At 63.1% G+C, this 18,868-nt stretch carries 21 protein-coding genes; 9 read left to right on the top strand and 12 right to left on the bottom strand.

Annotated features, from left to right (window positions below; all coding sequences use genetic code 11):
• The first annotated feature begins 159 nt into the window (after positions 1–159).
• Both fabI and aroC read left to right on the top strand, forming a co-directional pair.
• Positions 160–972 carry an enoyl-ACP reductase FabI gene (gene fabI / locus RLQ26_01405; protein ID MEQ9087381.1) on the top strand — a complete coding sequence of 271 codons (813 nt, stop codon included), beginning with the start codon at positions 160–162 and terminating at the stop codon, positions 970–972.
• A gap of 12 nt (positions 973–984) precedes the next feature.
• Positions 985–2,067: a chorismate synthase gene (gene aroC, locus RLQ26_01400; protein ID MEQ9087380.1), complete on the top strand. Its 1,083-nt coding sequence runs from the start codon at positions 985–987 to the stop codon at positions 2,065–2,067.
• Here aroC and RLQ26_01395 read toward each other — a convergent pair.
• The 5 genes from RLQ26_01395 to RLQ26_01375 form a co-directional block, all read right to left on the bottom strand.
• Complete coding sequence (locus tag RLQ26_01395) at positions 2,064–2,777, bottom strand: TlyA family RNA methyltransferase (GenBank protein ID MEQ9087379.1); 714 nt, start codon at positions 2,775–2,777, stop codon at positions 2,064–2,066. The genes aroC and RLQ26_01395 overlap by 4 nt on opposite strands.
• 118 nt (positions 2,778–2,895) lie before the next feature.
• On the bottom strand, positions 2,896–4,830 hold the full coding sequence (dxs, locus tag RLQ26_01390) for a 1-deoxy-D-xylulose-5-phosphate synthase (GenBank protein ID MEQ9087378.1): 1,935 nt from the start codon (positions 4,828–4,830) through the stop codon (positions 2,896–2,898).
• Positions 4,831–4,842: 12 nt separating this feature from the next.
• On the bottom strand, positions 4,843–5,730 hold the full coding sequence (locus RLQ26_01385; GenBank protein ID MEQ9087377.1) for a polyprenyl synthetase family protein: 888 nt from the start codon (positions 5,728–5,730) through the stop codon (positions 4,843–4,845).
• 25 nt (positions 5,731–5,755) lie between these two features.
• Positions 5,756–6,010 carry an exodeoxyribonuclease VII small subunit gene (locus RLQ26_01380; protein ID MEQ9087376.1) on the bottom strand — a complete coding sequence of 85 codons (255 nt, stop codon included), beginning with the start codon at positions 6,008–6,010 and terminating at the stop codon, positions 5,756–5,758.
• Between the two features lie 188 nt (positions 6,011–6,198).
• Positions 6,199–7,146 (bottom strand): histone deacetylase family protein, encoded by a 948-nt coding sequence (locus tag RLQ26_01375; GenBank protein ID MEQ9087375.1) that lies wholly within the window; start codon positions 7,144–7,146, stop codon positions 6,199–6,201.
• A gap of 96 nt (positions 7,147–7,242) precedes the next feature.
• On the opposite strand from RLQ26_01375, the gene RLQ26_01370 reads away from it, so the two are divergent.
• The gene (locus RLQ26_01370; GenBank protein ID MEQ9087374.1) at positions 7,243–7,920 is read left to right on the top strand and encodes a hypothetical protein; all 678 of its coding nucleotides are present in this window, start codon (positions 7,243–7,245) and stop codon (positions 7,918–7,920) included.
• A gap of 138 nt (positions 7,921–8,058) precedes the next feature.
• On the opposite strand, the gene RLQ26_01365 is transcribed toward RLQ26_01370, so the two are convergent.
• Positions 8,059–8,916 carry an IS1595 family transposase gene (locus RLQ26_01365; GenBank protein ID MEQ9087373.1) on the bottom strand — a complete coding sequence of 286 codons (858 nt, stop codon included), beginning with the start codon at positions 8,914–8,916 and terminating at the stop codon, positions 8,059–8,061.
• A gap of 219 nt (positions 8,917–9,135) precedes the next feature.
• On the opposite strand from RLQ26_01365, the gene RLQ26_01360 reads away from it, so the two are divergent.
• Together RLQ26_01360 and RLQ26_01355 are read left to right on the top strand one after the other, a co-directional pair.
• Positions 9,136–10,272 (top strand): efflux RND transporter periplasmic adaptor subunit, encoded by a 1,137-nt coding sequence (locus RLQ26_01360; protein MEQ9087372.1) that lies wholly within the window; start codon positions 9,136–9,138, stop codon positions 10,270–10,272.
• Entirely contained in the window at positions 10,272–13,463 is a 3,192-nt protein-coding gene (locus RLQ26_01355) for an efflux RND transporter permease subunit (GenBank protein MEQ9087371.1), read from the top strand. Before RLQ26_01360 ends, RLQ26_01355 begins: the two co-directional genes overlap by 1 nt.
• 7 nt (positions 13,464–13,470) lie before the next feature.
• Here RLQ26_01355 and RLQ26_01350 read toward each other — a convergent pair whose 3' ends face one another.
• The 3 genes from RLQ26_01350 to RLQ26_01340 are packed head-to-tail and all read right to left on the bottom strand — an operon-like array spanning position 13,471 to position 14,294.
• The gene (locus tag RLQ26_01350; protein MEQ9087370.1) at positions 13,471–13,695 is read right to left on the bottom strand and encodes a sulfurtransferase TusA family protein; all 225 of its coding nucleotides are present in this window, start codon (positions 13,693–13,695) and stop codon (positions 13,471–13,473) included.
• 14 nt (positions 13,696–13,709) lie between these two features.
• Entirely contained in the window at positions 13,710–14,090 is a 381-nt protein-coding gene (locus tag RLQ26_01345) for a DUF423 domain-containing protein (GenBank protein ID MEQ9087369.1), read from the bottom strand.
• 12 nt (positions 14,091–14,102) lie between these two features.
• Positions 14,103–14,294: a PLDc N-terminal domain-containing protein gene (locus tag RLQ26_01340; GenBank protein ID MEQ9087368.1), complete on the bottom strand. Its 192-nt coding sequence runs from the start codon at positions 14,292–14,294 to the stop codon at positions 14,103–14,105.
• Positions 14,295–14,516: 222 nt separating this feature from the next.
• On the opposite strand from RLQ26_01340, the gene RLQ26_01335 reads away from it, so the two are divergent.
• From RLQ26_01335 to RLQ26_01325, 3 genes are all read left to right on the top strand, one after another.
• The gene (locus RLQ26_01335) at positions 14,517–14,738 is read left to right on the top strand and encodes a hypothetical protein (protein MEQ9087367.1); all 222 of its coding nucleotides are present in this window, start codon (positions 14,517–14,519) and stop codon (positions 14,736–14,738) included.
• Between the two features lie 170 nt (positions 14,739–14,908).
• Positions 14,909–15,343 carry a CBS domain-containing protein gene (locus RLQ26_01330; GenBank protein ID MEQ9087366.1) on the top strand — a complete coding sequence of 145 codons (435 nt, stop codon included), beginning with the start codon at positions 14,909–14,911 and terminating at the stop codon, positions 15,341–15,343.
• Positions 15,344–15,467: 124 nt separating this feature from the next.
• Entirely contained in the window at positions 15,468–16,535 is a 1,068-nt protein-coding gene (locus RLQ26_01325; protein MEQ9087365.1) for a nucleotidyltransferase family protein, read from the top strand.
• Here RLQ26_01325 and RLQ26_01320 read toward each other — a convergent pair.
• The gene (locus tag RLQ26_01320) at positions 16,519–16,791 is read right to left on the bottom strand and encodes a PqqD family protein (GenBank protein ID MEQ9087364.1); all 273 of its coding nucleotides are present in this window, start codon (positions 16,789–16,791) and stop codon (positions 16,519–16,521) included. The genes RLQ26_01325 and RLQ26_01320 overlap by 17 nt on opposite strands.
• Positions 16,788–17,684: a hypothetical protein gene (locus RLQ26_01315; protein ID MEQ9087363.1), complete on the bottom strand. Its 897-nt coding sequence runs from the start codon at positions 17,682–17,684 to the stop codon at positions 16,788–16,790. Before RLQ26_01315 ends, RLQ26_01320 begins: the two co-directional genes overlap by 4 nt.
• 19 nt (positions 17,685–17,703) lie before the next feature.
• Here RLQ26_01315 and RLQ26_01310 point away from each other — a divergent pair, with 19 nt between their 5' ends.
• Positions 17,704–17,937 (top strand): hypothetical protein, encoded by a 234-nt coding sequence (locus RLQ26_01310; protein ID MEQ9087362.1) that lies wholly within the window; start codon positions 17,704–17,706, stop codon positions 17,935–17,937.
• Between the two features lie 299 nt (positions 17,938–18,236).
• On the opposite strand, the gene RLQ26_01305 is transcribed toward RLQ26_01310, so the two are convergent.
• Complete coding sequence (locus tag RLQ26_01305) at positions 18,237–18,509, bottom strand: hypothetical protein (GenBank protein MEQ9087361.1); 273 nt, start codon at positions 18,507–18,509, stop codon at positions 18,237–18,239.
• Positions 18,510–18,868 lie beyond the last annotated feature (359 nt).

Below are 18,868 nucleotides of genomic sequence, written 5' to 3'. Positions count from 1 at the left end.
TTCCAAAATTTTCTTGTTTATAAACGATTTAGGCAAAATGCCGCAATCATGCCGGAGGCCGGTCAGGGGGTTCCGCCCCCGCAGCTTTCGTGTAGGATGCCGCGCAATCCATCCAACAGGGCCGGTCGGGCTCTCAGACAGGGGAAAATCGGGGACGACATGAGCGACGGACGCGGAATCATGGCGGGCCGCAAGGGCCTCATCCTGGGCATAGCAAATGATCGCTCTATCGCCTGGGGCATTGCAAAGGCCATCGCGGAAGCGGGCGCCGATCTGGCCGTGACGTTTCAGAATGCGGCGCTCGAAAAACGCGTCCGCCCCTTGGCGGAACAGCTCGGCGCCAGTCTGGTGCTGCCCTGCGATGTCGGCGACGAGACCAGCCTCGACCAGCTCTTTGCCACGGTCGAAAAGGAATGGGGCAAACTCGATTTCCTGGTTCATGCAGTCGCATTTTCCGACAAGGAAGAACTGAAGGGCGGTTATCTCGATACCACGCGAGAGAACTTCCGCCAGACGATGGATATCTCGTGTTATTCGTTCACCGCCTGCTGCCGGCGCGCCGCGCCGCTCATGCGGGACGGCGGCAGCATGGTCACGCTGACCTATTTCGGCGCCGAACGGGTCATGCCGCATTACAATGTGATGGGCGTGGCCAAGGCGGCACTCGAGGCCAGCGTCAAGTATCTGGCCATGGATCTCGGCGATCGCGCGGTCCGCGTAAACGCGATCTCTGCCGGTCCGATCAAGACCCTGGCGGCTTCGGGCATCGGTGATTTTCGCTATATCCTGAAGTGGAACGAATACAACTCACCCCTGCGGCGCAATGTCTCGATCGACGAGGTGGGCGGCAGCGCCCTGTATCTCGTGAGTGACTTGTCCTCGGGCGTTACCGGCGAAATCCACCACGTCGATTGCGGCTACAACATTGTCGGTATGAAGCGCACGGACGCCCCCGACATTTCGGTGGTTTAGAAAGGCGCGGCCATGCCCGGCAACACATTCGGCCAGCTTTTCCGCTTCACCACCTGGGGCGAAAGCCACGGGGAGGCGATCGGCTGCGTCGTTGATGGCGTCCCGCCCCGGCTTTCGTTAAGCGAAAAAGACATCCAGGTCTGGCTCGACAAGCGCCGGCCGGGACAAAGCAAATTCACCACCCAGCGGCAGGAGCCGGACCGGGTAAAAATCCTGTCCGGCGTTTTCGAAGGACAGACCACCGGCACACCCGTCAGCCTGCTGATCGAGAATACGGACCAGCGCTCACGGGACTACGGCGATATCAAGGACCGCTTCCGACCGGGCCACGCCGATTACACTTACGATGCCAAGTACGGAATCCGGGATTACCGGGGCGGCGGGCGCAGTTCGGCCAGGGAGACCGCGATGCGCGTCGCCGCCGGCGCGATCGCGCGCAAGGTTCTCGGCGATGCGCTGGGCACGAAGCTGAAAATCCGGGCGGCCCTCGTCCAGATCGGCAAGCACCGAATCGAGCCGGCCAACTGGGATTGGGCACAGGTAAACAAGAACCCTTTCTGGTCTCCGGACGCCGATATCGTTCCCGTCTGGGAAAAACATCTGGAGCGCGTACGCAAGGCGGGTTCGAGCGCGGGCGCCGTGATTGAAGTCCGGGTCAGCGGCATGATTCCCGGCCTGGGCGAACCGGTCTACGACAAGCTCGATGCCGATATCGCAAAGGCACTGATGAGCCTGAACGCCGTCAAGGGCGTGGAGATCGGCAACGGCTTCGGGGCGGCGCTGCTCTCGGGCGAGGAAAATGCCGACGAAATGCGCGGCCGGCGGGGGAAGGTAACGTTCCGCACCAATCACGCGGGCGGAGTTCTGGGCGGTATATCCACCGGCCAGGACCTCGTGGCGCGGTTCGCGGTCAAGCCGACCAGCTCGATCCTGCATCCGAAGCAGTCGGTCACCCGCGACGGGCGGAATGTCGATGTCAGCACGAAGGGCCGGCATGACCCGTGCGTCGGCATCCGCGCCGTCCCGGTGGCGGAAGCGATGTTGGCCGTGGTGCTGGCGGATCACTGGCTGCGCCACAAGGCGCAGTGCCGCTAGCCCACCCGCTCGGCGCCAATCAGGAACTCGCGATTGCCTTCCGGCCCCGTGACGGGGCTTTCGGTCACCCCCCTGACCGCCCAGCCAGGCCGGGCCGCCAGCCAGGCCTCGATATCGGTACAGACCGAACGGTGCAATTCGGGGTCACGGACCACGCCCTTCTTGCCCACCTTGTCTCGGCCGACCTCGAATTGGGGCTTGATCAGCGCCACCAGCCAGCCACCCGGCGTGACCAGGTCGAGCGCTGCGGGCAAGACTGTTTTCAGGCCGATGAAGCTGGCGTCGCAGACGAGCGCCTCGATGGGCTCGGGGACTTCCCGACGGCTTAAATAGCGCGCGTTCACTCCTTCGAGCACTATGACGCGCGGATCGTTGCGCAGACCCCAGTCGAGTTGACCCCGCCCGACATCCACCGCATAAACCCGTCGCGCCCCGTTTTGCAGCAGGACATCGCTGAAACCGCCCGTCGAGGCGCCAATGTCGAGAGCCGTGCGCCCGCTCGCGTCGAACCCGAAATGATCGATCGCGTGGGCCAGCTTGAGCCCACCGCGCGAGACATAGGGGAGCGCCGCCCGGACTTCCAGGTCGAGGTCCTCGCCCACGCCATGTCCCGGCTTGTCGAGGCGGACCGTCCCGGCAAACACCTGTCCCGCGCGGATGAGCGCCTGCGCCTTGGCCCGGCTGGGTGCGAGGCCGCGAGCGACCAGCAACTCGTCCAGACGTGTTTTCCGGGGCTTATGAGCGCCCGAACGCGAACGGCCCCCGTCCGGGGGCCGTTGTCTGGAGGAAGGCGTCTTTCTTGTCGCCATGACGGCGAGGGCGCGCCGGCTACTTCGCGGCCGCCGCCTTCAGCAGGCTTTCAACTTCGGCCTCGCGACCGAGCGCCGCCAGAGCAGTGCACACGATGTTGGGCGCCCTGAGCCCGGCATCTTCGTACATGCCATCGGGCTTGCCGTGATTGATGAACCTGTCGGGAAGCGTCATGGGACGGAACTTGAGGCCATGGTCAAGCTCGCCGTTCAAGGCCAGGAATTGCATGACGTGGCTCGCGAACCCGCCGATGGCGCCCTCCTCGATCGTGATCAGCACTTCGTGCTCGCGCGCCAGCCGGCGCACCAGATCCTCGTCGAGCGGCTTGGTGAAACGGGCATCGGCCACCGTGGTGGACAATCCCTTCGCGCCAAGCTCTTCCGCCGCCACGAGCGCCTCCTGAAGCCGCGCGCCGTAGGACAGGATCGCCACCTTGCTGCCCTCGCGCACGAGCCGCCCCTTGCCGATTTCGAGTGGCACGCCGAATTCCGGCAACTCAATGCCGATCCCCTCGCCGCGCGGATAACGCAGGGCGGACGGCCGGTCGTCGATGGCCGCCGCCGTCGCCACCATATGCACGAGCTCCGCCTCGTCACTGGCGGCCATCAGAACGAAGTTCGGCAGGCAACCCAGATAGGCGATGTCGTATGAGCCCGCATGGGTGGGACCGTCGGCGCCCACCAGCCCGGCCCGGTCGATGGCGAAACGCACCGGCAGGCTTTGAAGGGCGATATCATGCACGACCTGATCGTAGGCGCGCTGCAGGAACGTCGAGTAGATTGCTGCAAAAGGCTTCATGCCTTCCGTGGCCAGGCCGCCGGCGAAGGTTACCGCGTGCTGCTCGGCGATGCCGACGTCGAAGGTGCGATCCGGAAAAGCCTTGCCAAACTGATCGAGGCCGGTGCCCGAGGGCATCGCGGCCGTGATCGCAACGATCTTCTCGTCTTTTTCCGCCTCCTTGATGAGAGACTGGGCGAACACCTTCGTGTAGGCCGGCGCGTTGGCCTTGGCCTTCTGCTGCTTGCCCGTGACCACGTCGAACTTGCTGACGCCGTGATACTTGTCGGCCGATTCCTCGGCCGGCCCGTAGCCCTTGCCCTTTTGCGTCACCACATGGACCAGGACCGGGCCTTTCTCTTTGGAATCCCTGACATTTCTCAGGACCGGCAGAAGGTGATCGAGATTATGGCCATCGAGTGGCCCGACGTAAAAGAAACCCAGCTCCTCGAACAGCGTGCCGCCGGTCACCATGCCGCGCGCATATTCCTCGACCCGCTCGACCGCTTTTTCCAGCGGGCGGGGGAAGCGCTTGGCGACTTCCTTGGCCGCGTGACGGATCGAACGATAGGGCTTTGACGAAATCAGGCGCGAAAGATAGGCGCTCATTGCGCCGACCGGCGGCGCGATGGACATGTCATTGTCATTGAGGATGACAACGAGACGCGAATCGGAATCGCCCGCATTGTTCATCGCCTCATAGGCCATGCCCGCGCTCATCGCCCCATCGCCGATGACGCTGATAACGTTGTTGGTCTTGCCGAGAAGATCGCGCGCCACCGCCATGCCGAACCCGGCCGAAATGGATGTGGAACTGTGCGCCGTGCCGAAGGGATCGTATTCGCTTTCGGCGCGCTTGGTAAAACCGTAGAGCCCGCCGGGCTGACGCAGCGTGCGAATCCGGTCGCGCCGGCCGGTCAAAATCTTGTGCGGATAGGACTGGTGACCTACGTCCCAGATGAGCCGGTCATCGGGCGTGTTGAACACATGATGTATGGCAACGGTGAGTTCCACCACACCAAGGCTGGCACCCAGATGTCCGCCAGTGACCGAGACCGCGTCGACGGTTTCGCTGCGAAGCTCGTCGGCGAGCTGTTTCAACTGGTCGTGGCTGAACGTCCGGGTGTCGGCGGGCGTCACCACCGTATCCAGGAGAGGTGTATGTCCGGTTTTCAACGTTCGCTCCTCTTAGCCGCGGCGATCGACCACATACCGGGCTATATCCCTTAGAAGGTCGGCCTTTTTTCCGAATAAATCAAGATGTTCCACTGCCTGCTCGGCCAGCATCACCGCCTGTCGCCGCGCCCCCTCGACGCCCAGGATCGAAACGAAGGTCGCCTTTCCCGCGGCCGCATCCTTGCCGACGGCCTTGCCCAAATCGGTTGCGCTGCCGGTTTCGTCCAGCAGATCGTCGGTGATCTGAAAAGCCAGACCGAGATCATGGGCATAGGCATGCAACGCCGTGCGCGCCTCGGCTGGAGCCGCCCCCAGTATCCCGCCTGCCTCGCAGGAAAACGCGATGAGCTCACCGGTCTTGAGCCGTTGCAGACGGGTAATGGCACCAACGTCGAGTTCCTGATGTTCCGCGGCCAGATCCATCATCTGGCCACCGACCATGCCCGATGCGCCGGCCGCCCTGGCCAGCGCAGCCACCAGCTCGGCGCGAACATTGCCATCCGGGTGAGTCTCGGGCTCCGCCAGAACGCCAAAAGCGAGCGTCAACAGCGCGTCGCCGGCGAGGATCGCCGTGGCCTCGTCGAACTGAACGTGACAGGTAGGCTGCCCGCGGCGGAGATCATCGTCATCCATGGCCGGCAAGTCATCGTGGACGAGCGAATAGGTATGAACCATCTCCACTGCGGCCGCGACCCGGCGCGCCCAGGCCTCCGGGACCTCGAAAAGCTCGGCCGATGTAAGAACGAAGAACGGGCGTAACCGCTTGCCGCCCGCAAACAAGGCGTAGGTCATGGCCTCGAAGACGCGGGAATCGAGTCCATCACCGGCCGGCAACAGGCTCTTCAGCTCGCTCTCGACGGACTCCACCGCCTGCGTCAGCGCTTCCCTTACCCGGGACACGTCCCCTCCCGTCGTCGGCTGAACCTCAGTCAATGTCGGCCGGCTCGGCGGCAGCCTCGCCCCCGGCACCAAGGACGATTTTTTCCACCTTGGCCTGAGCCTCGCGAAGCTTTTCCTCGCAATGCTTCTTGAGCGCCGCTCCCCGCTCGTAGGAGGTGATGGCGTCATCAAGCCTGGAATCCCCGCTTTCCAGTGCCTGGACGATCGCATCCAGTTCCTTCAAGGCGTCCTCGAAGCTCATTTTCGCGATATCGGCAGGCACCGTCTTGGTATTGGCCATTACTTTTCGCTCAAATTGCCCGGAGTCCCCGCCTGGCGGGAACGGGGGGTGAATGGGCGCGGAGTGTACTGATCGGGCCCCGCCCGGGCAACCGGAAACCCCCCGGAAATTGGCCGGAATTGAGGCAAAATCCCGCTAAAACACAAGCTGTCGCAAGAAGGCCACACTGCCGCCCGGCCCGGGCGATGTCACACGGTGGTGCCGGAGGCGCCGGCCGCAAGAAGAGCCCCCACATGGGCGGCCGCGCAATCCGCAAGGGCATCGAGATCGTAGCCCCCCTCGAGGGTGGACACGACGCGGCCGGCGGCCGGGGACGCGGCAACCTCGAGGATGCGGGCCGTCGCCCAGGCGAAATCCGCGGCCTGCAAATCGAGCATGGCGAGCGGATCCGCCGCATGGGCGTCGAAACCCGCGGAGATCAGCACGAGTTCCGGGGCGAACGCAGCAAGCGCCGGGAGGATGGTCGAGGTCATCGCGTCACGGAAATCGGCCGATCCCGCCATGGCTGGCAGGGGCATGTTGACCACGTTGCCGACACCGCACTCGTCGCGCGCACCGGTGCCGGGATAGATTCCTCCCTGATGGGTCGAGGCGAAGAAGAACGCCGGATCGCGCTCGAACATGTGCTGGGTACCGTTGCCGTGATGCACGTCGAAATCGACCATCGCGACACGCGCAAGGTCGTGTTCGGCGCGCGCATGATGGGCCCCGATCGCTATGTTATTGAACAGACAGAACCCCATGGCGTGCCCGGCTTCCGCATGGTGACCGGGCGGGCGCACGGCACAAAAGGCATTATCCGCCTTGCCCGCCATGACCGCATCGATCGCCTGGCATACTGCCCCCGCCGCCAGCAACGCCGCCTCGCCCGAGGCGGGCGAGAGAAACGTGTCGCCATCCAGGCCGATCCGGCCGGATTCGGGCACCTGGTCGAGCAGCCAGTCCACATAAGCCGCGTCATGCGCCCGTGCGACGGCCGCGCGCGTCGCCGGCGCCGCCTCGCACCAGACGAGTTGCGCAAAATCCGGCTGGCGCAACCGTCGGAGCACCGCGCGCAGACGGTCGGGCCGTTCGGGATGGCCCGGGCCCGGATCATGGGCGATACAGGAATCGTGCGTATAAATCGGGGTCATCAAGATTTTACTGCCTTTCCGCGATCAGGGGTGGAGCGGGTGAGGACCCGTCGGCACTCTGGACCGACCCCGCCGGTCCTGCCTGTTACGGGACGGAAAATGATTTTCGAGATTATCCCCTTGCGTCACGTAACGGGGTGTGGCAGAGTCTGGGGCACCATGCCGGACCTTCCATCAGCGACCATAGCAGTTCCGTTGGGGTTTGCCATTTCCGCATGGCGATGGCTGGCGAGGGTTTTCATGCCTAAGCCAGTATTTTCGCGTGATGTGAAGAAATCGCAATGGGTTGGCGCGAATAATGGCACGCAATGGGCTGTGAGTCTTTCGGTCAGAACCGGGGTGCTATTTTGGAAGAATAAGATCGAGAACTGCCGCCTCTATCTAATCCGTGGGGATTGGGGGCCGTCGGGCGAGCCAGAAGGCATATGGTTGAAATGGATTAAAAATGGCCAACCTATAGACGACCTCAAGGTCACATTGGATGCAAACGACAGTTACGAGGCAGTTGTTGTTGTGCGTGATGAGACTGAAGCCTCGGCATATATAGCTAACGAGCGCTTTATAGATACTCTAGGTGCTGAAAAAAAATGGGAACTAAAACCGGGGCGTCCGTGTGGAATTAATGATCCTGTAGGGCGATACACATTCTGGTTGGAAGTGCGGTCTGGACAAAGAAGACGATGGAGGAGTGAGCACTATTACATTGTCACTGTTCCGCCGTTGGGAACAAACGGCGGTCAGTTCGTTTTAAGCACCAAAATTCCACATGAGGAATAAATATGGCGCGCGGCAAATACTTCAGCCTCGAAGAAGCCCGCCGCACTGGGAAGATCGACCAGTTCTGCAAAGAGCATCCTTCGCGCGGCGATTGGAAACTGTTCGATGCAATGATGGATTCGATTGTTGGCCCCGATGCTAAAAAGACATCAAGAGCCGTGCGAACATCATCTCGGGCGCGTGGCGCGAATTCCAGCGGAACTCAAACTCGCCGAGGTACTTCGAAAGATGCTGACGGCTGACATGAATATGCGTGCCCCGGATCGACCGCTTGAGCATGGACCAGAAGCCCTCAATCGAGTTGGTGTGGTGGATACCGGAAACCCATTGATCGCGGGAGTGATCGACCCTGCCATGCTGGTAGCCATGACGCGCCAGTTTGCGATAGGCGATCCATTCGTCCGTGCTGATAGTTGTGCCGGAGTGGACATGCTCAAGAATGTGCCGCTCAAGCGTTGCCTTGCGGGCATTCGGAACAACGCGGGTCATAACATCGCCACCACGCTCAAGCATGCCGAAAACGATAGTCTTACCCGCCGCCCCGCGACCGCGTTTGCCGGGCCTGTATCCGCCGATCATGGTTTCGTCAACTTCGGTATGCCCGCCAAGCGGCGGATCGCCGTCAACTACGCCCATGTACTTGCGAAGTTCATGGCCCATGCGCCACGCTGTCTTGTAGGTCACACCCAACTGGCGCTGCAGTTCCTTGGCTGGAACGCCATGCCGGGAGGTCGTGAACAGATACATGGCATAGAACCACTTTGTAAGCGGCGTATGGGTCCGCTCAAAGGGCGTGCCTTCCATCGGACTGATCTGGTAGCCGCACCATTGGCAGCTATAGACAGGGCGCTTTTTCAGGCGATGAAACTTGCCGTGAACGCCGCAGCCTGGGCAGTCCAGCGACTTGCCATAGCGTACGGTCATAAGGTGATCCAGGCAGGTATCGTCGTCCGGGAAGCGCTGGAAGAATTCGTGAACCGTAGGTGCCTTGGCCATGTTCGTGCCCTCCTACCCATGAATATGGGGAGTGCGCCTACGTGAGTCAAGGGGATAATCGCGATGATTTTTTTCAATTATGCCACATCCGGGCCGAAGGTCCGACATTACACTGTATGTGGGGCCTAATTCGGTGTACGTCACGAATAGCGGGCTCCGAACGGGGCGCGCGCAAACCTCGGAGATCACGACCACCGGAAACGGGCAATCAGCAGAGTCATGACATTACGCATGCGAATTTCAGCCTTGGCAACGACCATCCTTCTGGCAGCAGCGGCGATCCTCCTGCCCACAAATCACACTCGGGCGCAGACGGCAAGCAGTGGTCCCACTAAGGTAGTGGTTGATGCGGTGATCAAGGAGGATGCGGCGCAGACGGCGGCCGTGATCGGTCGGGTCGTAGCGCGCGAAGCCGGCGATGTAGCGGCCCGGACGGGCGGACCGGTCGAGAGCGTCATGGTCCATGTCGGGGACCGGGTCAAGAAGGGCGACGTGCTGGTCTCGCTTGACGCCGATGTGCTGAACGCCTCGCTCGATCTGGCGCGGGCCGAGTTCTCGAGCGCGGTGGCACGGGTGGACACCGCCAGGGCAGGGCTTGCGCTTGCCGAACAAACCCTGGCCCGGCTTGAAGGACTTAAGGACTCGGCCGCGTTCTCCCAGGCTCGGTACGAGGATCAGCTGCGCGAAGTCGACCGTGCCCGGGCGGCCCTGACCGCGGCCGAAGCAGATGCGCTCAGGGCGCAGGCGGACAAGGATTTGGCCGAAATCGCACTGTCCTACGCCAAGGTCCGGGCGCCCTATGCCGGCGCGATCACGATGCGCCATATTTCGCCCGGCGACTATGTCGTCACGGGCGCACCCGTCATTACCATGATCAATGACCGCGATCTCGAAATCGAAGCCGATGTGCCCAATGATCGGATCTCGGTCCTCTCCCCCGGCATGTCGGTTGATATCGAGATCTCGGCCGAGCGCCGCTTTTCGGCCACGGTGCGTGCGATCGTGCCGGAAGAGAAGGATCGGACCCGCACACGGGCCGTTCGCTTCCAGCCGTCCGGCGGAGAACAGGTGCTTCACAACCTCGCGGTAAACCAGAGTGTCGTGGTTCACGTCCCCGTCACAGCTGGCCGGATGATCCTGACAGTCTCGAAGGACGCCATCCTGAACCGCCAGGGCGGCACCGTTGTCTATGTCTTTAAGGAGGGCACGGCCGAACTCCGGCCGGTTGAACTGGGGATCTCGCTCGGCAACCGTTTCGAGGTGCGGCGCGGGCTGTCCGATGGCGAACTCGTTGTCATCCGGGGGAACGAACGCCTGCTGCCCGGCCAGGAAATCCGCGCCGAAGGACACTCCTGATGGACCTCATCCGGATCGCCATCGACCGGCCCGTGGCAGTGATCGCCGGCGTCCTGATCGTCGTGGCGCTCGGTGTCGTCGCCCTGTTCAGTATCCCCATCCAGCTGACCCCTGACGTGCAAAAACCGGTCATCGTAATCGAGACGATCTGGCCGGGTGCGGCGCCGGCCGAGGTCGAGCGGGAAATCATTGTCCAGCAGGAAGAACACCTCAAGGGCCTCGAAGGCCTCACGCGCATGACAAGCCGTTCGCTGAATGGTCGCGGCGAGATAGAGCTGGAATTTGACATCAATCAGGACATGAACCGCGCGCTCGTACTCACGGCAAACCGTCTGAACCGGGTGCCGAGCTATCCGCAGGAGGTGGACGAGCCCACGCTCGACACCTCCAGTTCGGAGGACAGGCCGATCGCATGGTTCTATACCACCCGCCGCGAGGGCATAACGCGGCCAATCGACGAATTCGGGGATATCGTCGAAGACGTGGTCAAACCGCGGCTCGAACGCGTGCCTGGCATCTCCTCCGTCAATTATTTTGGCGGCAGCGAACGTGAGATGCGCGTCACCGTCGATCCGGAGCGCATGGCCCGCTTTCAAATCACCATCCCGGAAATCGTCACGGCGCTGCGCCAGGCGAATGCTTCTGTCTCCGCCGGGGATATCGACGAGGGCAAGCGCCGTTACGTCGTCCGCACAGAGGGGGATTTCGAAAATCCCGAGCAGGTCGAGCAGGTGGTCGTCCGCTCGATCGGCGGCGACCAGTCGGGCCGGATCGGCCGCGTGACCATCTCCGATATCGGAACGGTCGATTTCGCCTACAAGGAGCCGCGCGCCAATATTCGCCGCATGGGTGTCCCCGGCATCGCCGTGAACGCGGTCCGCGACAGGGGCGCGAACGTGATCGAAACAATGGAAGAACTGCGCGCGGCGGTCGCCGAACTCAACACCGTCACCCTGCCCGATCTCGGCCTCAAGATGGTCCAGGTCTATGACGAGACCACTTACATCAATTCCGCGATTGACCTGGTCCAGACCAATATCTGGATTGGCGGCACGCTGGCGGCGATCATCTTGCTGATCTTCCTGCGCTCGGGACGGGCGACCCTTGTGGTGGCCCTCGCGATTCCGGTCTCCGTCGTGGGTGCCTTCGTCGCCATGGCCTCGCTCGGCCGATCGCTCAACGTCATTTCGCTGGCCGGTCTTGCCTTCGCCGTCGGGATGGTCGTGGACGCGGCCATCGTTGTACTGGAAAACATCTATCGGCTGCGGCAGGAAGGCCGACCTATCCGGGAAGCGGCCTACCGGGGAACGCAGCAGGTCTGGGGAGCGGTACTGGTTTCGGCCATGACGACGGTGCTGGTTTTTGTGCCCATCCTGATCATGAAGCTGGAGGTCGGTCAGCTTTTCCGCGATATCGCTGTCGCCATTTCCGTCGCCGTCGTGCTGTCGCTTATCGTCTCGGCCACGGTAGTGCCGGCGCTCGCGAACTGGCTGCTGCGCGGATTCAATCCGGAAAAATCCACCAATATCCGGCTTCCCGGGATCGACGCTTTCGCCCGCTGGTTCTCGACCACCGTCGTGGGGATCACTCGGAAGGTCATCGCCTCGCGAAGCCAGTCTATCGGGCTGGTTTCGACTGTCACGCTGGCCGCGGCACTGGCGACCTGGGCGCTCATGCCCAAGCTGGAATACCTGCCCGAGGGCAACCGGAATCTCATATTCGGATTTATCATCCCGCCGCCCGGCTACAATCTTGAGACCACGACGAATATCGCCAACCGGATCGAAGGGGCCGTGGCGCATCTTTTTGTCGCGAACGCCGGCGATGAACCCGAGGGGACCGACCTGCCGGGCATCGTGCATTTCTTTTTCGTCGCTTTCGAGAACCAGACTTTCATCGGCGCCCGCAGCGCGGACAACAGCCGCGTCAAGGAACTCATCCCGATCATTTCGAGGCCCGCCTTCGAGGAACCCGGCACATTCGGCTTCGTCAACCAGCCCTCTCTTTTCGGCCGCGCCAGCAGCGGCACACGCCGGATCGAACTGAATATCTCCGGCACCGATCTCGAGGCCAATTTGGGCGTCGCGGTAAGGGCCGTGCAGCACGTCCAGAAGATTCTTCCCCGCGAGGAAGGCACGCAGCTTCGGCCGCGGCCCGGACTGGAGCTGGGCGCGCCGGAAGTCAGAATCGTCCCCGACCGGCTGAGTCTCGCGGATAACGGGGTTACGGCGACCGAACTGGGCGCGACGATCGATGCTTTCAATGACGGGCTCAGGGTCACCGAAATCACTGTCGACGGCGATCGCATCGACCTCATGGTCCAGGGGCCGGATCAAGGCCTGACAACGACCCAGTCGGTCGGAAATCTGCCTGTCGTCACGTCATCCGGCGTGATCCTGCCCGTCCAGCTTCTGGCCGATGTGGAAGTCACGGTCGGGCCGACGGAAATCCGCCACCTCGAGCGGGAACGTACGGTCACGCTCGATATCATTCCGCCGCCCCAGGTCCCGCTGGAACAGGCGGTTGAACTTATTCAGGAAAGCGTCATCGACCTGCTCACGCAGGAAGGGATCCCGCCGATCGTAAACCTGTCCATTTCCGGCACTGCCGATGAGCTTACCAAGACCTGGAACGAAATGGTGGTCGACCTGATTCTCGCTCTCGTGATCGTCTATCTGGTCATGGCAATCCTGTTCGACAATTTCCTCTACCCCTTCATCATCATGTTTTCCGTGCCCGTGGCCGCGGCCGGGGGCATCATGGGGCTGGGCGTCCTCAATTTCTTCGTCTATCAGCCGATGGACATGCTGACATTGCTCGGCTTCGTCGTGCTGATCGGGATCGTGGTCAATAACGCGATTCTGCTGGTGCACCAGACGCTGCTTCATCTGCGCGAGGAGGGAATGGCGCCTCTCGACGCCATTCTGACGGCCACGCGCAACCGCATGCGCCCGATCTTCATGTCGACCCTGACCAGTATTTTCGGGATGCTGCCTCTGGTGGTGTTTCCGGGCGCGGGCTCGGAGCTATATCGCGGGCTCGGCTCCGTCGTGGTTGGCGGCCTTAGCCTGTCGGCGCTGTTGACGCTGATGATCATTCCACCGCTTCTTTCGCTTTTCATCAGCCTGGGTGAACGGGCGAGTATCCGCGTGCGCCGGGAAAACGCGCCGATCCAGCCCGAAGCCGCCTGACCGGGCTTCAGGATTTCCGGATCACGAAACGGTAGCCGCCGTCGGTAACCTCGGCCGCCAGCAGCTTATCGCCCGTCATCTCGCAAAAAGCCGGGAAGTCCTTTTCCGCTGCCGGATCGGTTGCGCGAATTTCGATGGTTTCGCCGGCCGCCAGGTCTTTCATCGCCTTGCGCGCGCGCAACACCGGCAGGGGGCATTTGAGACCCGAAGCGTCGAGAAAGTGATCCGCCAAGCCGCCCCCTCGCCTCAGGACCGAAGCCGCCCGAGCCCCGCGAGCAGTAGCGCGAGCCAGCCGATCATGAAGCTGGCGCCGCCAACCGGCGTCAGGGGGGCAAGCCCGGCCGGGCCGCCAAGCGCGCTGGCGTAAAGACTCCCCGAGAACAGCACGATCCCCAAGACGAAACCGATCCCCGCCAGGGTCGGCAGGACCCCCGCCCGTGCCTCGCCCGGCGCCAGGGCCAGGGCGAGAACCGCCAGGCCGTGCCATATGTGGTAGGTGTGCGCCGTCTCGAAAAGGGCGGCCGCGGCCGGCTCCCCGTCGAAGCGGCCATGCGCGCCATACGCGCCCAGGACCACGGCACCAAGACCCAGAATGCCCGCGAGACCGAGCCAGACGCCCTGTCTCATACGCCCCTCCGCCTAGACCACCGCGGCCTTTTTAGGGCCGGCAAGCAGCCAGATGATGAAACCGATGAACGGCAGGATCAGTACCAGGACGATCCAGAGCACCTTCGCCCCCGTCCCCGCGCTGCTTTGCAGGATGCTGACAACGGCCCACACGACCAGAATCAGCAAAATCAATCCGACAAGACCACCCCCGAAATCACCCATCATTTTGTCCTCCCGAACCGCTGGCGGGCCGCATCCCCTGGCGCCCCGGTCGCGAAAACTCTGCCGGAACGGCGGCAATTTCGCAACGCCGCATGTGGAAAGATCCCGCCGCCGGGTCGTGCGTCCCTCCAATGGGCTGCCGCGGCGTTAAGAAATTATTGTATGATTTGTTTCCAAGCTTTCATCGCAACACACCGTCGGCGCAACTTGGGGAGGAAGCTCATGGCCGGCATTTCGGCACGGCAGACGGCACGCGGACACGGCCGACGCAAGGAGGCCGCGCTGACCCGCAACGACCAGATAGCGCTCAAGCTGATCCAGCATCTGGGCGTGGCGGGGGCCGAGGAGACGTGCGAGAAAAATCGGTGGGACAGTGTCCTTCGGGCCGTCCGCAAGCAGAAAGAACACGCTCTCGCTGCGGAAAAAGCCCGCCGGCTCCACTAAGCCCGCCCCCGATCCTGCCCGGACTGGCCCCGGCGCGGCGCGGACGGGCGCCCCTAAATGCAAAACGGGTCAGGTTTGCTGCTGTTTCTCCGGCCAGGGCCGTTGGTAAACTGCCCCCGAACCCCGTTTCCATCGCCACCCGGTTCATGGCAGCAAAGGGGAGAGGCGTCATGCACGTCGCGCAAATCATCGCCGAAAAAGGGGCGTCGGTCCTGACCGCCGGCGCGAACGACAGGATAACCCGGCTCCTGAAGTTGCTGGCATCGCGCAATGTCGGGGCCATCGTCATTTGCGACGCGGCTGGTGCCGTCATCGGCATCGTCTCCGAACGCGACATCGTCCGCGCCTTCGCAGACAACGGAGCCGCCGTGCTGGACATGACAGCGGCTGATTTGATGACCCGCGAGGTTGTGACCTGCAGCAAGGAAGATACGGTGATCGAACTCATGTCCGTCATGACCGAACGCCGTATCCGCCATCTGCCGGTCATCGACGACGGCGTGCTGGCCGGGGTCATCAGCATCGGCGATGTCGTCAAGTACCGGATCGCGGAAGCGGAGAGCGAACTGACGGGCCTCCGCGACTACGTAATGGCGCAAGGCTAGACGGGCAGGCCGTCGGGGATGGGGGCCACTGATACCGGCATCCTCCGCGGCCCGGGTACGCCCGTTTGCACATGCGGTGCATTGGGCTAAGCTCGGCACTCAACCCCGATCGGCTTTTCCGCCCATGCCGCCCGACACATCGAACGCCGGACTCTGGCCCTACCTGATCGATCCCCGCCACGCCCCGCCGGCGACGGAAGAGTGGCGCCGCCTCACCGCGCTCGCAGATCGCCTGGCCATGCTGACGAGCCCTCAACTCACGGCCCACCTTCTCGCCGCATTTCCCGAACTCCTGGCTGGCCGGCGGCTTACGGCCGACCGTCAATCGGCCAACCGCCTGATGACGCGCTTTTTTCGCCAGCGCGCGCTTCAATGGGTTTCGCGTATCGCCGCGCTGGAAATCGAAGTCGTCTATATGAAGGGGCTGGCCACCGCCCTCACCCTTTATCCCGATCCGGACCTTCGCAACATGTCCGATATCGATCTGCTCGTGCGCGAGGCTGATCTTGCGCGGTTCGTCAAGGCGATGACAGCGGCCGGGTTCACATTCCGCCGTTCCCGAAATCATGCCTGGGGACTGATCGGCGACGCCAGTTTCAAGCCTCTCGTCTCGCCGGACGGACACACGAATTTCGATATTCATGTCTACCCGGACAACTTCCCGACCCATCTGGGCCTATCGACCGAGGAGGTATTCGCTGCGTCCCGGCCGGTCGAGACGGGCCGCGTCGAATTAAGGGTGCCCGCGCCTGACCATACGCTCCTCATCGCCCTGATGAATGTCGTACGCGACAAGTTTCATCCCGGGGCGATCAACAGTCTGATTGACGCCATTCTCCTCATTCGTGAGCCGCCGGCGCCCGACTGGGATGGCATCATTGCGCGGGCCGAAAAAGGCGGGTTCGTGAAAGGCCTGGCCGCAGCTGTCACCCTGTTTGCCGCGCTCGGCATGCCCGATGGCAAGCTGCCACCAGCGCTGATCCGGGAGTATCGCGGCCCGGCCCGGCTGGTCTTCGATGCCACGCGGCAGGAATTTGCGCGTATGTTTCCGCGAAAGCCCCGGTTGATCCACGAGCTTCTTCGCGAGGTGCTGCTCTGCGCGGAGCCTCGTACGGTGTGGTGGAAAAATTATCGTCGGATCTCGGGGCTGGTCCAGCCCCGGCGGGGCGAGCCGGTCATGCCGGCCCGCTGACCACCAGCCCCCGCTTTTCCAGATCGCCCATCAGTTCCCGGACCTGATGGGCGACATCCTCACGGGGCTGGTCGGGAAAGGCGTCGCTGACCACCGCCGCTACCGCGTCGATCGATTGTGGCGCGGCCAGGAGATTCCAGATTCCCGCCCCCACCGCATTCAGATGGAAGATGCCGTCGGTGCGCGGATCGACAAGAAACATATCGTCTTCCACGGACGTGATCTGGATACCTGGCGCGCGGCGATACTGGGTCATCGCACCTGTTCCAGCGATTCCGGCGGCCGCGTCAGCGCCGGATCGCCAAATCGCGCCATCAGCAACCGGGCGGCGGGCGCCGCTTCTTCGTAAATCAGTGTATAGACAGGTATCCGCGCGACCAGGGCGTGAAGGCGCCGCATCAGCGTGCTGCTCCCCATCCTGATTCCCATGTTCTGTCCAATGACCTGTTTGAGGGCCTCCACCCGGGAAGCGGCTTCGAGCCGTGGCGGCGTCCCCGGCCCGGCGGCCTGCCGGTCGAGAATGACGATCGCGCCCGCCGGCGCTCGTGTCCCGAAAGGCGCGAGACGGTCGGCATCAAGCGTGACATAGGCATACCGCGTGCCGTCCGGCGGGGAATGGGACGCGATGTGGCGCGCGAGCGGGCTATCGGCCGGACCGGGCAGCGGCAGGCGCAGACGCGGCGCTATCCCGAGAGCGACCGCCTCCAGCGCTTCCCCGGCAAGCGGCACGACGTCATCCGAAAAGATGCGGCCGCCTGCCAGGCCCAGCTCCGCCGTCAGGGTGCTTTTGCCACTGCGCCCCTTGGCCGGGAACAGGACAGTCTTGCCACCAATCTCGACCGCGCCTGCGTGCAGCGACAGCCAATCCGGATCGCGATCGCAAAGCCAGGTCATCAGGTCGGCGAGGAAGGCGCAGATCGTCTTGATTGGCTGGTTGTATTTCTCGACCGGCCCCTCGAGGATTGCGCTCAGAAGATAGGAATGGGGACCGCCGTCACAATCGCGAGCGATAATGATCCCGGCTTCCGGCGCCGGCCCCTCCCAGAGCCGCGGACGCCAGCCCTGCAGAAGCGGACCGATATCCAGAAGAAAGGAATTCCAGCCGACGATTTGCACCGGGAAATCGATGGGTTCGAACCGGATCAGCATCGTTTGGGCAATTCCACAAATGCGGAAGATCGCGCCGGCATGGCCCGATCAGTGCCCGGGGCCGCCACCGCCGGAACCCCGCGAACCGCTGGGCCGGCTCGAGCGTGATGGCCGGCTCGAACGCGATGGCCGGCTCGAGCGTGACGGCCGGCTCGAGCGGGTCGGCCGCGTGGGCTGTGCCCAGGGCGGCGGCCCGCTTCCCCCGCCGCGGGCGTCAGCCGTATTCAGGGACAGGAGGACCGGTGCGGTATAGGCGACAGAAACGCCGATCCCGAGACGCCCCAGGGCGGCCCGGCGGGTCAGTGCACCCCCCTCGGCCCCCCCTGCAGGGCCGGCGTTATTTTCCTTGCCCAAAGGGGGCATGGTATCCTCTCAATCCGTGTCCCCCGCCGGGCCCTATTTGGCCGGGCGGGCATTTCCCTTACAGCCTTTTTAATCCGGCGTTTCAATACTATGCGGCCCATTTCCCAAAGGTAAAGCCCGAAGAGGCCGTCGGTGCGATGCTGGACGCCGGATGTCGCGGAAGGGATCCACGTGATACCCGCCTTGTCTCTAGGGACGGGACGGCTCGGATGATTTCGACGGCTTGGATGATTTCGACGGCTTGGTCGGCTTGGTGGGCTTGGTCGGTTTGGTGGGCTTGGTCGGCTTCACCCAGGGTGGCGCGCTGGCCGCCGACGTACCCTTCAGTGACAGCAGCACCGGGGCGCCATAGACCACCGAGGCCCCCAGCCCCAGCCGGCGCAGGGCGGCGCGGCGGTCGAGCCCGGAATTCTTGCGGTTTTCCGTCCCGGACGCTCGGCTGCCGGAATCGACGCGATGCATGATCTTCTCCCGAGGAAGTGGCGGCATTGTCGAATTATCTTTATCGAGCCGGCACCTTACAAGCCACCGGGCCCGCGTTCCCGACCACCCCTGTATAGAAAAAAGCCGTGGGCGGCCATCCCAATCGGGATCCCACTCCCCTTGAATAAAATCCCAAACTCTGGATGGATAGCCCCGAAACACGATCCGGGCGGCGGCCTGCGCGCCGCAATTTCCCGGATTTTCGGGGGGAGAGGGACTTCCGGCGGGGATGGCGAGTAGGTAGAGTGCGCCACCAAAACAACATATTGCGGTTTTATGGCGAGCATGGCGGGCATGCCGCTGCTCTCGGTCGAAAAAGGGAAGTTGGAATGAAATTT

The sequence above is a fragment of the Alphaproteobacteria bacterium genome (genome assembly GCA_040220875.1).
Lineage (GTDB): Bacteria > Pseudomonadota > Alphaproteobacteria > JAVJVX01 > JAVJVX01 > JAVJVX01.
The sequence above is the reverse complement of the archived record's forward strand: the minus strand, read 5'-3'. Positions and strand labels throughout refer to the sequence as shown.